The sequence below is a fragment of the Bacillus sp. Cr_A10 genome, from assembly GCF_029222665.1.
In the GTDB taxonomy this organism is placed as follows: domain Bacteria; phylum Bacillota; class Bacilli; order Bacillales_A; family Planococcaceae; genus Psychrobacillus.
The window spans coordinates 23,806-36,073 of the sequence record NZ_JARHXR010000015.1 but is presented as its reverse complement, the minus strand read 5'-3'; the positions used below and the strand labels follow the sequence as shown (position 1 = coordinate 36,073).

General features: G+C 35.3%; 15 protein-coding genes and 2 tRNA genes. 2 read left to right on the top strand and 15 right to left on the bottom strand.

The features are described from left to right. Positions 1 to 284: 284 nt before the first annotated feature. From P2Q73_RS15675 to P2Q73_RS15655, 5 genes are all read right to left on the bottom strand, one after another. Positions 285 to 593, bottom strand: a complete 309-nt coding sequence (locus P2Q73_RS15675) for a KGG domain-containing protein (protein ID WP_275788974.1) — start codon at positions 591 to 593, stop codon at positions 285 to 287. 146 nt (positions 594 to 739) lie between these two features. Further along, positions 740 to 895, bottom strand: coding sequence for a hypothetical protein (locus P2Q73_RS15670; RefSeq protein WP_156350799.1), 156 nt, complete (start codon positions 893 to 895; stop codon positions 740 to 742). A gap of 16 nt (positions 896 to 911) precedes the next feature. Continuing rightward, complete coding sequence (locus P2Q73_RS15665; protein WP_053588727.1) at positions 912 to 1,286, bottom strand: YolD-like family protein; 375 nt, start codon at positions 1,284 to 1,286, stop codon at positions 912 to 914. After that, on the bottom strand, positions 1,286 to 1,507 hold the full coding sequence (locus P2Q73_RS15660; protein ID WP_053588726.1) for a hypothetical protein: 222 nt from the start codon (positions 1,505 to 1,507) through the stop codon (positions 1,286 to 1,288). Before P2Q73_RS15660 ends, P2Q73_RS15665 begins: the two co-directional genes overlap by 1 nt. A 78-nt stretch (positions 1,508 to 1,585) precedes the next feature. Continuing rightward, positions 1,586 to 3,412 carry a DNA ligase D gene (locus P2Q73_RS15655; protein ID WP_275788978.1) on the bottom strand — a complete coding sequence of 609 codons (1,827 nt, stop codon included), beginning with the start codon at positions 3,410 to 3,412 and terminating at the stop codon, positions 1,586 to 1,588. 114 nt (positions 3,413 to 3,526) lie between these two features. On the opposite strand from P2Q73_RS15655, the gene ku reads away from it, so the two are divergent. Both ku and P2Q73_RS15645 read left to right on the top strand, forming a co-directional pair. Continuing rightward, the gene (ku, locus tag P2Q73_RS15650; RefSeq protein ID WP_275788970.1) at positions 3,527 to 4,360 is read left to right on the top strand and encodes a non-homologous end joining protein Ku; all 834 of its coding nucleotides are present in this window, start codon (positions 3,527 to 3,529) and stop codon (positions 4,358 to 4,360) included. A 68-nt stretch (positions 4,361 to 4,428) separates the two neighbouring features. Further along, positions 4,429 to 5,286, top strand: coding sequence for a manganese catalase family protein (locus P2Q73_RS15645; RefSeq protein WP_056831500.1), 858 nt, complete (start codon positions 4,429 to 4,431; stop codon positions 5,284 to 5,286). A gap of 46 nt (positions 5,287 to 5,332) precedes the next feature. On the opposite strand, the gene P2Q73_RS15640 is transcribed toward P2Q73_RS15645, so the two are convergent. From P2Q73_RS15640 to rph, 10 genes are all read right to left on the bottom strand, one after another. Beyond that, positions 5,333 to 6,796 (bottom strand): alanine/glycine:cation symporter family protein, encoded by a 1,464-nt coding sequence (locus tag P2Q73_RS15640; protein WP_056831499.1) that lies wholly within the window; start codon positions 6,794 to 6,796, stop codon positions 5,333 to 5,335. Between the two features lie 34 nt (positions 6,797 to 6,830). Next, positions 6,831 to 8,441, bottom strand: a complete 1,611-nt coding sequence (locus P2Q73_RS15635; protein WP_345798853.1) for an amidohydrolase — start codon at positions 8,439 to 8,441, stop codon at positions 6,831 to 6,833. A gap of 238 nt (positions 8,442 to 8,679) precedes the next feature. After that, a complete protein-coding gene (locus P2Q73_RS15630) occupies positions 8,680 to 9,036 on the bottom strand; it encodes a hypothetical protein (protein WP_056831497.1) in 357 nt (118 codons plus the stop codon). Between the two features lie 188 nt (positions 9,037 to 9,224). Continuing rightward, positions 9,225 to 9,298: transfer RNA gene (locus P2Q73_RS15625), tRNA-Arg, on the bottom strand. A 210-nt stretch (positions 9,299 to 9,508) separates the two neighbouring features. Then, positions 9,509 to 9,736, bottom strand: a complete 228-nt coding sequence (locus tag P2Q73_RS20445) for a Ger(x)C family spore germination C-terminal domain-containing protein (RefSeq protein ID WP_371256567.1) — start codon at positions 9,734 to 9,736, stop codon at positions 9,509 to 9,511. A 45-nt stretch (positions 9,737 to 9,781) separates the two neighbouring features. Beyond that, positions 9,782 to 9,922 (bottom strand): hypothetical protein, encoded by a 141-nt coding sequence (locus P2Q73_RS15620; RefSeq protein WP_275788965.1) that lies wholly within the window; start codon positions 9,920 to 9,922, stop codon positions 9,782 to 9,784. Between the two features lie 268 nt (positions 9,923 to 10,190). After that, positions 10,191 to 10,264 (bottom strand) — tRNA-Arg (locus P2Q73_RS15615). A gap of 78 nt (positions 10,265 to 10,342) precedes the next feature. Beyond that, positions 10,343 to 10,843: a metallophosphoesterase family protein gene (locus P2Q73_RS15610; protein ID WP_275788963.1), complete on the bottom strand. Its 501-nt coding sequence runs from the start codon at positions 10,841 to 10,843 to the stop codon at positions 10,343 to 10,345. Between the two features lie 8 nt (positions 10,844 to 10,851). Further along, positions 10,852 to 11,454, bottom strand: coding sequence for an XTP/dITP diphosphatase (locus P2Q73_RS15605; protein ID WP_275788960.1), 603 nt, complete (start codon positions 11,452 to 11,454; stop codon positions 10,852 to 10,854). After that, the gene (gene rph / locus P2Q73_RS15600) at positions 11,451 to 12,215 is read right to left on the bottom strand and encodes a ribonuclease PH (protein WP_056831492.1); all 765 of its coding nucleotides are present in this window, start codon (positions 12,213 to 12,215) and stop codon (positions 11,451 to 11,453) included. Before rph ends, P2Q73_RS15605 begins: the two co-directional genes overlap by 4 nt. Positions 12,216 to 12,268: the final 53 nt, after the last annotated feature.

The following is a 12,268-nucleotide window of genomic DNA, read 5'->3' as shown; positions in this document are numbered from 1 at the left end:
CTTCTGTCTGTCCGTCGCACTTCTGCAACTTTTGAAGACTGGTTGAAAGCATTATGGATAATTAGAGAATAAATTTTGTCCTACTAATCTTGCAAGCTCCCGAAGATGCAATTTCGGTCGCTATCTCCCTTTCTATTCGGCGAGTACTTTCTATCTCCCTGAAATAAATTATTTAGCCATAAAAAAAAGACAACCATAGTTGAAATTTAACTATGGCTGTCTTTGAGTTACAATATAACTCTATTTAGCTATTCAATTGTAATTTTTAATTGACAATTTTTTATTTAATTATCGTTATTACGTTGTCTGCTACGAGCTTCTCCGCCCTTACGGCCAGCTTCTTCTCTGCTCATTTTGCCATTATTGTTGCCGTTGTTTTGTTCACTCCGCGCTTCTCCGCCTTTTTGGCCGATTTCTTCGTAAAAGTCGCGATCGTGATTTCTGGAGGTAGCTTCTCCACCTTTTTGACCGATTTCTTCATAAAAATCTCTGTCGTGATTTCGGGAGGTAGCTTCTCCACCTTTACGTCCCGCTTCTTCGACACTCATGTTTCCATTGTTGTTTCTGTTGCGATTGTTTTGGTTGTTTGCCATGTTAATTCCTCCTTCATAGTTTTTCAAGCTTGGTAATCAAGCTCACTATTTATATTCCCACCTCTAGTCGAGTTAAACACAAATTTTAATAGTTTTTCATAATGAGAAAAAAGTAATATGAAAAGGTGATTCCTACTTAAATGACCTTATGTAGTGTATTTGTGCTTAGATTCTTTCTTTCCCTCGATTAGAAAAGAGGAGGCTAAATAATCGAGGGCATCCATTATATTTTGATGTGGGTATTGATTCATCAATTCTTCTATTAATTCATTTATTTCTACCTCTTTTTTCTCTTGATCCACGGCAAGAACCTTCTTTCTATTCTAATAAGGTGATATCAACTATTTCATCCAATCTTAAAGAGAATGATTTGAAGGTATCTTCCATTTCAATTAATCGTCGATTTAAGTCCACCCATATCAACTTTCCAACATATATAGTAAATCCACCATCTTTCCATAGTTTAATTTTTACTTCTACGTTCCTTTTCATCGCTAGTTCGATTGATTCTTGTATGGCTTCAAGATCCCATTCATTCAATTCGGGTTTGGGTATTTTTTTTGAGTCATCATTATATTGTCTAATAAGCTTGAGATGTTCAGGTAACATCATCGCCACCCACTTTTTAGAACCTCTATCCTGCACTTTTGATAAGTCCAGTTTTTCATGTATAAAATCATCAAAGGAAGACATTAGATAACATCCTTCTCTCTGTTAATGACAGGGATGCATGCGAGAACGTTGCCAATAAGAAAAGTTCGTTTTGCGTTTCGAGTGAAACAATACACTTGAAATGATTCTCCTTGTAACTTCAAAACCTTTATTCGCCTTTTCGTCACCTCACCACTTCTCGATAGATACATTACATCCAGTAATTGTCCATAACGCATATACTTCGAAATTTCATCCTTCACATTAACCTCTCCTTAAGAACGTTTGTTCTTATTATATGCCGAACATACGTTTTTAATCAATGGTAATTATGAGTAATTTTAATCCCCTTTTAACTGCTGTAGTACATTTTCAAGTTTTTGCTCCTCGACTCCTTGACGAATGTCACGAAATGGATTGCCAATTTTTTTTATACGTTCCAAAACAGAATGAATAGAAAATAAGTCTGGCTTTAAAGAGTCACATACTTCCTCCCAAATTAATGGAGTGGCAACAAAACCATATTCGTTTCCTCTAGTAGAATATGGAGCGATAATCGTTTTTCCTTCGTGATGTTGAACATAATCCAAATATAATTTGTTATAACGATTTTTTTTTAGGCGCTCGGTGGTAAACCATTTTGGTTCCTGCTCACATAAAAAATCGCAAACAAACTTTGTAAACACGCGGGTATCATCATAAGAATACTTATTCAAAGGCAATGGAATATAAATCTGTAACCCCTTACCACCAGAAGTTTTAATAAAAGAAGGAAGTTCAAAGTGATCGAATATAGCCTTCATTCTTAATGCTGCTTCAACTGCTAAGGAAAACTCGTGAACAGAAGGAGGATCAAGGTCAAATACTATTTCAGTCGGTTTAGTTGTGTAGATAGGCTGGAAAGGTATATGAAATTCTAATGCAAGCTGATTTCCAAGCCAAAGTAATGATTCCAAATCATTACACATCACGTAACGGTTATCCTCTATCTGTTCTGTTTTAATGAAATTTGGAACATTATCAGGGAAATTTTTTTGATAAAAACTTTCTCCAGGAACTCCATGCGGATACCGAATGACCGTAAGCTGGCGGTCACTTAAAAAAGGAAGAATAAAAGAGGAAATATTTTGTAAATAAAACAAATAATCATCTTTTTGAAGACCATTAGCTGGCCAAATCGGTTTATCTGGGTGAGTAATTGTAACCTTTTCTGGCAAAGGGAATAGTTGTCTTTGCATTTGTTGCCACTGACATTCATGTGGCTCCTTTTCAAAGCTAAATCGATGGAATCTTGGTTCTCTTAAACTTTTTCCATCAAAATCTATACATGCGATATCCACGCATATCGAAGGTTCTATTTCCCAAATGTTTTTATTTACCTTCTTTCCATTGGATTGAAATAGTGTTGCCAATGTTTTTAACTCTTCTTCCTTTAGTCCATGAAGAAACGTAACTATTTCTACAAGTTCTTCATTCAAGTAAATAGCACCATGAAAAAAATTATTACTTTTATCAAATTTGGTTAGAATCACACTCACAAATTTCCAGTTTTTTATTTTCAACCAGTTACCGGTGCGCTTCTCACTAATCCACGTACTATTTTTTCTCTTTGCTATTAACCCTTCTCCATTATTCACTACTATTTGATTCCATAAGCTTTCATTATCCATGTAAACATCTATTGCTTGCAGTCGCTGTACATTTTCATAATTTATGGAAAGAGGAAGATTTAGCTTCTGAAATAGATTTTTCAATTGCTGTTTTCGCTTTGTAAGAGAAAGACCGAATTGACCTTCTCCTTTTTTAACAAGAAGATCAAAAGCAACATAATGACATGGGAACCGTTGTACATGGTTTTGAATGACATCTTCGTTACGCATTCTTCCTCTCAATTGGACAACAGAAAAGTTACTATTAAAATTATTCGTTAAATGAACCAACTCGCCATCGAGTGTTAAAGGCAAGTAAGACTGAATTTGTTCATAAATTTCATGACAATAATTAATAATCTCCGGAAACATCAGGTTAAGTATTTTCCCATTTCTACTTTTTAGTATTGGTTCACTTTCCCATTCTAAAATGCATCGAAAACCATCATATTTTGGTTCATATAACCAGTCTTTTCCTACTGGAATTTCCGTTGCATCTGTTAAAAGCATAGGTTTCAACATTTTCACCCGCATTTTCTTTTTACCTAGCTTTTGAACAATTAGCCATCCTAATACATAAAAATGGTCAAAAGATTGCATAGTAAGAAGAAAAAGAAAAAGTGGTGAATGCACATGCATACAGTTTGGAAAGGAAGTATTAGCTTTGGCTTAGTTAATATTCCGATTAAGCTTCACACTGCAACGGAAAATAAAGATATTAAATTAAGACAACTTCATAAGGAATGCCATACACCTATCAGTTATCAAAAAGTTTGTGAAGGGTGTAAACAAGAAGTAAAAAGTGAAGATATCGTAAAAGCATATGAGTACTCCAAGAATAAATTTGTTATTTTGGATGAGGAAGAACTGGAGAAATTAAGAAAAGAAAATGAGGATAAAGCAGTAGAAATAATCGACTTCGTAAAATTGGAGGAAATAGATCCTATTTACTTTGAACGTAGTTATTTCATGGCTCCAGATAGCGGAGGAGGAAAAGCCTACTCCCTTTTAAGAAAGGCTTTACTTGAGTCAGGAAAAATTGGCATAGCCAAAATCATTATTAGATCCAAGGAGCAGTTAGCGGTAGTCCGAGTGTATAAAGAGACATTAATGATGGAAACTATTCATTTTCCAGATGAAGTTAGAAGCACTCAAGACGTTCCAAATATCCCTAGCGAACAAGACGTTGTGCAACGAGAACTCGAGACGGCTCTATTATTGGTCGATCAGTTAACAACAGCATTCGATCCTGAAAAGTACACAGATGACTATCGTACCGCTCTAATGGAGTTAATTGAAGAAAAGAAAACAGGCAATCAAATAGTAACAGCAACAGATGAAAAACAACCAGTTACCCCTTCCAATGTGACAGATTTAATGTCCGCTCTACAAGCTTCCCTTGATAAAACGAAAAAGAAAAAGCCTGCAACAAGAAAGAGAACAACAAAAGCAAAAACTTTAGCGTGAATAATTGAACTCAGTTAAACACACTTTATGATGAATCGATTAAATTTTGAAACGAGGGTAAATAAAGAATGTATTATTACAAAGAAGAACTAATTAATATAATTACACCAGACAAACCTGATCCACAAGCAGCAAGAGTTTTACAAGAAATACTTGGTGGACATTATGGTGAAATGAGAACGATGATGCAATACTTTTTCCAAAGTTCCAATTTTAGAGGAAAAGAAACACAATTTCGCGACCTGCTTCGAGGTGTTTTCTTGGAAGAAATCGCCCATGTAGAACTTGTACAAAATACAATAAATCAGTTATTAAATGACTCAGGTGAATCTGCAATTCCAGGAAACGCTGGAATGGATAATGCCCCACTAGATGATGCTGTAAGACATGCAAACCCGCATCATTTTATTGTTGGAGCACAAGCTTCTCTACCAGTAGATGCAGCCGGAAATCCATGGAACGGTTCTTGGGTGTATGCACACGGCAATCTAATTGCCGATTTATTAAATAATGTAGTACTGGAATCAACAGGAGTACTACAAAAGACTCGAATTTACGAAATGAGTTCGAACAAAACCTTCCGGGAAACGCTCGCTTTTTTAATCGTACGAGATAATGCACATCAAAATGCTTTTGCAAAAGCTTTAGAAACACTGGGTGTAGATTGGGGAAAAATTTTTCCGATTCCTAATTACGATATTAACAAGTATCCAGAATGTAAAAAGTATGTGGATATGGGATTCCATAATTCCCAATTTAATTTTAGACTGGATCCGACTAGAATAGCTGAAATATTTCAGGGACAATCACCAAGTAGAAATGATGGAACTCTTGCGGTTACAGATCCTCCTCAAGGATACCCAGTGCCACTAATGCCAGATATGCCAAATGAGCATAGCCCTGGATTGTCGGATATGAATAATTAAGGGTGAAAAAACCGCAAAGTCTAATCTTTGCGGTTTTAAATATTCTCTACCTATTCCCTTTCTTCATTTTATCTTCATAAAAGACACTAAAATTTGGGTCTACTACTCCTATATTTAAATATCTAGCCTTATAATCTCGAAGTAATTCAAAGAATTTTTTACTAAGTATTAATATAACAACTAAGTTTACAAATGTCGGAATGGCAGTTGTTATGTCTGCAAAATACCAAACTGCTTTTCCTGGGAGATTATACATTACAGCGTAAATAACCATCAATGATCCAGGAATTGGATACAGCCACTTGAAAAGGGTTAGAATTTTATATTTTAGCGTAACCTTTTTCTCGTCTTTAAACACGTGTCTTAATAAGATTTCATAGTACGTATACCATCCGGTAGAAGTTGTTAGCCCAAATAAGAAAATTGATATGGTGATAATATAACGACCGAATTCACCGATTCCAATTTCAAAAGCAGACAATGTTAGTGCAGCACCATCTAAGCCAGACGACCAAACACCCGTAATGATGATTGTAAAAGCTGTAATCGAACAAACAATAATCGTATCAACAAAAACTTCTACTGCTCCCCACATACCTTGTTTAATAGGATGATCCGTTTTCGCTGTAGAGTGAATCATTGGAGAAGTTCCCCAGCCAGCTTCATTACTATACACGGCACGCGCTACACCCATACGGATTACTTGAGCAATAGCCGCACCAGTAAAACCGCCGACAGCTGCCATCCCAGAAAATGCACTGTCAAATATTAAACCAAAGACAGGAATGATTTCGGAGTAATTTTTGAAAATAATAAATAGACCCGCAATAACATAAAACAAACACATGAAAGGCACAAGTAAAGAGGCAATTTCACCAATACGCTTGATGCCACCGTAAATGATGATATAAATAATTGTTAAATAGATAAGAGAAGCGGGAATCATACCAATATTAAACGACGAGCTCAATGCTTCAGAAATCGTATAATTTTGAAGCGTAATAAAAAACGTTGTAAAGATTCCAAAACCAAAGAGAATGGCGGGCACTTTCCAATATTTAAATTTCTTTTCTTCACCAAGCCCTTTTTCCATGTAATAGGTTGGACCGCCATACGGATTTCCTTTTTCATCTGTGTTGCGATAGTAAACAGATAATGTTACTTCTACGGTTTTCGTAATCATACCAAGAAGTGCTGTGATCCACATCCAAAAGACCGCTCCAGGACCACCAATTGCGATGGCTGTAGCAACTCCCCCTATATTTCCAACTCCAACACTTCCGCCAATTGCTGTACTTACGGCTTGAAATGGAGTTAATATTCCTTTCGAATCTTTCGACTTGTCTCGCTTTGAAAATACTTTACCGAAGGTAGATTTAAAGATATGAGGTAAATACCCGAACTGGAATAGCTTGCTCCCAATGGTGAAATATAATCCGACAAATAAAACAGTGAAAATTAGCGGTAATCCCCATAGCCATCCAACAATTGTTTCAAGTACAGCGTCCATATTCAATTTCCTCCCTTATTTTTTAGTTACTTTCTTAGTTAATTAGTTCGTTATTTCGGTATTTAATTTCTCCGCCTATTACTGTCATTTCTACTTTTGTAGTCAACAACTCATCAGCACTTTTCATACGAAATGGGTCTTGTGAGAGTACCGTCATATCACATAGTTTTCCTCTTTCAAGTGTTCCCTTCTCATATTCCTCGTTTGTTGCATAAGCACCTCCTAGAGTAAAAAGTTGAATCGCTTCATACATGGACAATTTCTCTTGTACATTATATCCATCGTGAGTCTCTTCTCTTTTCTTGCGTGTCACAGCTGCATGAATTCCTAACAATGGATTTAACGGTTCGATTGGTGCATCTGAACCACCTGCACACAATACCCCGTTTTGTAAAAGTGTTTTAAATGGATAAGCAAACTTAGCTCTGTATTCACCTAATCTATCTATAATCCATGGGTAATCACTTGTTACAAACTTTGGTTGTACATCCGAAATTCGATTTGAACCTTTTAGTCTTTCCATCAATACTTCATTTAAAATAGATACATGAATGAGTCTATCTCTAAATCTAGTTGGTTCGAATAAATCTAAACTATCTAAAACATTTTTTAAAGCTAAGTCACCAATAGCATGTATGGCAACAGGCATATTATTTTCTCGGATATCTTTAATAATTTGAAAAAGTTCATCATTATCATACATCGCATTTCCAAAGTTATTTCCATCATCTTCATAGGGCTGAGAAAGTAGAGCAGTTCTGCCGCCTAATGTACCATCTGCAAAAAGCTTGATTGCTCCGATCATCACTTTATTATTTCCATAACCTGTAAACATATTGGATGCTTTTAATTCTTCTAAATAATCATAGTCCATTAAAAGATTACTTCTTGGACCGATACCTTCTTTATTTACAAGCTCATTGAATAGTTTGTAGGTTTGAATTGCACCTCCTAAATAATTTGGGTCATTTGTGTGTATGCTTGTTAAACCAAGGCTAACTGCATCTTGTAGTGCATTTTTTAAGGCATCTTTTAACTGTGAAAAACTTTTTTGGGGTATATGTTTTGTAATGAGGGTTGAAGCAGTTTCAAGCAATAAGCCAGTAGGTTTACTGCTTGAAGGATCTGTTACGATAGTGCCACCGTACGGAACGAACATATCGGTATGATATCCACAGAGTGAAAGGGCACGACTGTTTACTAAAAATGCGTGTCCACATATTCGAGGTAAAAAAAGCGGAAAGTAAGGAGCAACATAGTCCAGTTCTTGTATGGAAGGAATTCGTTTATCCGGAAAAATATTTTCATCCCATCCACGTCCTAATATCCATTCCCCTGGCAATAATGTGCTTGCTTTTTTCTTAATTGCAGCTAGTAGCTCATCTTTCGATTTTATGCCAATAAGATTAAGCTCTAAAGAATTAATCCCTACACTTGAAATATGAAGATGACTGTCAATCAAACCTGGGATTATAGTTTTTTCTTCCATGTTAATAATGGGTGTTCCTTTTCTCCCCCATTGAAGAATCATATCTTCGTGTGCTCCCATATCTAAAATTCTTTCATTATCAACAACAATAGACTGGACAGTAGGTTTAGAAGTATTCATTGTGTAGAAAGTACCGTTTGTATAAATTGCCTTCAAAATATTTACCCCTCTCTCTTATTAAAATAGAAGTAATTTATGTTAGTAAACTAATAGGATAGAAAGAAAATATTGCTATTGCTTTAATTTAATTATAAAAGAAAAATAATAAAAAGACAAAATATTCTGTACATTGTATTGAAAATATATGAATGATTAGAAGAAAGTAGAACGCCTAATAAATATCATAAAATTATAAGAATATAAAAAAGCACCTCTATGAGATGCTCGTTTGTCCTTAATATTGTATATGCCAATTTAATTCGTCCGCAATTTGTTTGTACGATTTATTCTCTTTGTATTTCATTCGAGAAATTTGATAATTTAACCCCTTCAGCATGCTTGTTTTGTTTTCTTTCTCACTCTTTATTTCTAAATAAAAATCATGCATCTTTTGTAGCCTACTTTTTTTGTTTTGTAAGTTCTGAATGTTTCTTACTTGTGTAGTATGGAAAATTTCCTGGCTGTTCATCACTGTGAATAACAGCTTATTTTCTTCTCTCCAAACCTCTAAATCCTCATCAATTTGTAGCAAATGCTTTTCAATAGTATCGATTTTTCTACATAGATCCACATAATTTGTGATTGTATCCATTCAAGTTCCCCCAATCCCGATTATGTATAAATATTCTATATACATTTTTTTGCATAGGCGAAAATGGAAGGCTAAATCAACGGATTACACAGTTAAAAAACTACAAAAAATAAAAAAGCGTTCGAGACGTTGATATAACAACCATCTTAAACGCTTTTTCAAGTTATTAGGTTAAAACACACAGAAAATGTCCCAGGAGAGATTCGAACTCCCGACCGACGCCTTAGAAGGGCGTTGCTCTATCCAGCTGAGCTACTGAGACAATATTACCTGCCTATCCAAATAGTAGGAAGACAATATATATTATCTGAGATTTTCTATATAATGTCAAGAATAAATTTTGATAATTATTGAATTGTTTCTTTAAATGAATTTCTACCTGAATAGACCTTGATTACGCTAACATTAAGATTCCGTATGGAGTCCTCGTTGAGCTTTATCTTTCCATCTATTTGTTGTTTTTTCCAAGTCTTTACTTTTTTCTGTAAACCTGTTCAGACAGTCGGTAAATATCAATATCATTTATTAAGCCCTCTTTATATGTTTCGTTTATCTCTTTTTTCACTTGCTTAATAACACCCTTTCGAATTTCTTCAGATGTTATATTTCCTTGAAAGACACTAACATCTACATTCACACTTACATTGATATCAAATTTCACTATATCATTATTGACTATTGGATCTACTTTTACTTTAATATCATCTAATATTACAGTCTATAGTTTTCCACTTGAGGTTCTAAATTAACCTTTAATCCAGCCATCTCTCCCTACAACTTGCAAAATTGGTGGAAGGATCGTCACATGATTTTTTAACCCGATAACAGTCATCGAAAGAAAAATGATGTGTAATATACTAATTTGTCCGACACTAATTCCCTTCACTTTAAAACCTTCTATCATAAGTTGGTATTGCATAGTTTTGACAATAAAACAAAGTATTATAAGTAAAGTTATTGAAATAGAATAGAGATTGCATAGAATTCATATTCCATTGAATATATTAGACACAAAAAAACCTCCTAATCAAATTTGATTAGAAGGTAGTTTCGTTTCAATATTTAGTAGGGATATTTGGTTAGGTTCGAATCCTGACCGTTTACCCCTATTTGTCTAAACATTGATATATCATGGTTTGGATTATTAATGTTTACGTCCCAGGAGAGATTCGAACTCCCGACCGACGCCTTAGAAGGGCGTTGCTCTATCCAGCTGAGCTACTGAGACAAGAACTCCCCCACCACACAGATAGGAAAGACAAGATTTATTATATAATCTATTTTGAATTAAGTCAACGCTATTTCACTAAAACTTAAAAATTATATTTTCAATAATAATATGCTCGGAGGAATAGAAAAATACATTCCACCCATCTTTATGCTTTTCAACAATAGCATAGCTTTTTTCTTTACGGCCACGTGGCTTATGTAAGCTGCCGGGATTCACAAAAAGAATGCCCTTGTTTATTTCTGCACCAATCAAATGAGAATGACCAAAGCACACAATGGAAGCATTTAATTCTTGTGCACGATAACTCAGTGGCATAAGCGTAGATTTCACTCTATGCTTATGCCCATGAGTAACATACACAATTTCATCTCCCACTTTAAACACCTGTTCCTCCGGAAATTGTAAATCAAAATCACAGTTCCCTCGAACAACATAAATTGGTTTATCTGCAAAGTATGAAAAGTCCAGTTCACTATCTCCACAATGGATGATCGTATCAACTTCATGGTGATGTTGGATAACTTCTTCCATTGTTTTTGTATCCTGATGAGTATCACTGATAATTAATAACTTCATTCTACTACCTATTCGCCCTTCAATAACTCAGGTAGCTTGACCGACAATTTTTTGATTGCATTACCTCTATGAGAAATTGCACCTTTTTCTTCTCCAGATAATTCAGCCATCATCCTATTTTCAGATGGAACATAAAAAATTGGATCATATCCAAACCCATTGCTTCCTTTTCTTTCTCTTGCAATAACACCTTCACAAGTCCCTCTTACTGTTATTGGTTCAATTGAAGGGGAAGCAACTGCAATAGCACAAACAAATCTTGCTGTTCGGTTTGAATCAGCCACGTTTTCAAGCTCTTTTAACACTTTAACGATATTTGCTTCATCACTTTTTTCTTCTCCTGCGTATCGTGCAGAATAGATGCCTGGACGTCCGTCTAACGCATCAATTTCTAATCCGCTATCATCTGCTATGACCATCGTTTGTAAACGCTCTGCTAGGGCTGTCGCCTTTAACAATGCATTTTCTTCAAATGTAGTGCCAGTTTCTTCTACATCCATATCTTCCGCAACATCATGCAAAGTTAAGACTTCATAGCCAAGTGGTCCAAATAGTGCTTCAAAATCTTTTGCTTTTCCTTTGTTTTTTGTTGCAATAATAATTTTTTTCATTCTAACACCTGACCTTTATCACCGATTTTATTGGCCAACTCTCCAAGTGCATTTCGTTGAACACTCATTAGTTGTTGAATACCAATCTCTCCAAACTCAAGCAGTTCCAATAACTCTTTTTTCGAAAAAGTTGCTTCTTCCCCAGTGCCTTGTAGTTCCACATACTCTCCACTACTTGTTTGAACAATGTTCATATCCACCGCTGCTGAAGAATCTTCCTCGTAGTTTAAATCTAATACAACACCAACATTATCAATAATTCCAACACTTGTCGCTGCTAAATAATGACGCACAGGAAATACTGGCAAGTTCTTTTCTTCATACAATTTACCAAGTGCAATCGTTAAAGCAACAAATGCTCCTGTTATACTAGCTGTTCTAGTTCCTCCGTCCGCTTGGATAACATCACAATCAATCCAAATAGTTTTTTCACCAATACTTTCTAGGTCGACTACCGAACGCAACGCTCGTCCTATTAGACGTTGTATTTCCATAGTACGACCTGTTACTTTACCTTTTGATGCTTCTCGTTGTGTACGAGATTGCGTAGCTCGTGGAAGCATAGAATATTCTGCAGTAATCCAGCCCTTACCTTGTCCTCTTAAAAAAGGTGGCACTCTATCTTCGATCGTTGCGTTACAAATGACCTTTGTTCGTCCAACTGTTATTAATACGGAGCCTTCTGGATGAATTAAATAATTTGTTTCTATTTGTATATCCCTTAGTTGATCTACATTTCTACCATCAGTTCTTGTTGTCATATACTTCTCCTTTTTTATTACTCATCAAGCAAAATAAGACCCCGCTATTCGAG

Coding starts and splice junctions, on each gene's coding strand:
- P2Q73_RS15675 (WP_275788974.1), bottom strand. CDS start 593: ATGGCAAACAACCAAAACAATCGCAACAGAAACAACAATGGAAACATG.
- P2Q73_RS15665 (WP_053588727.1), bottom strand. CDS start 1,286: ATGTCTTCCTTTGATGATTTTATACATGAAAAACTGGACTTATCAAAA.
- ku (WP_275788970.1), top strand. CDS start 3,527: ATGCATACAGTTTGGAAAGGAAGTATTAGCTTTGGCTTAGTTAATATT.
- P2Q73_RS15645 (WP_056831500.1), top strand. CDS start 4,429: ATGTATTATTACAAAGAAGAACTAATTAATATAATTACACCAGACAAA.
- P2Q73_RS15640 (WP_056831499.1), bottom strand. CDS start 6,796: ATGGACGCTGTACTTGAAACAATTGTTGGATGGCTATGGGGATTACCG.
- P2Q73_RS15630 (WP_056831497.1), bottom strand. CDS start 9,036: ATGGATACAATCACAAATTATGTGGATCTATGTAGAAAAATCGATACT.
- P2Q73_RS15610 (WP_275788963.1), bottom strand. CDS start 10,843: ATGAAGTTATTAATTATCAGTGATACTCATCAGGATACAAAAACAATG.
- P2Q73_RS15605 (WP_275788960.1), bottom strand. CDS start 11,454: ATGAAAAAAATTATTATTGCAACAAAAAACAAAGGAAAAGCAAAAGAT.
- rph (WP_056831492.1), bottom strand. CDS start 12,215: ATGACAACAAGAACTGATGGTAGAAATGTAGATCAACTAAGGGATATA.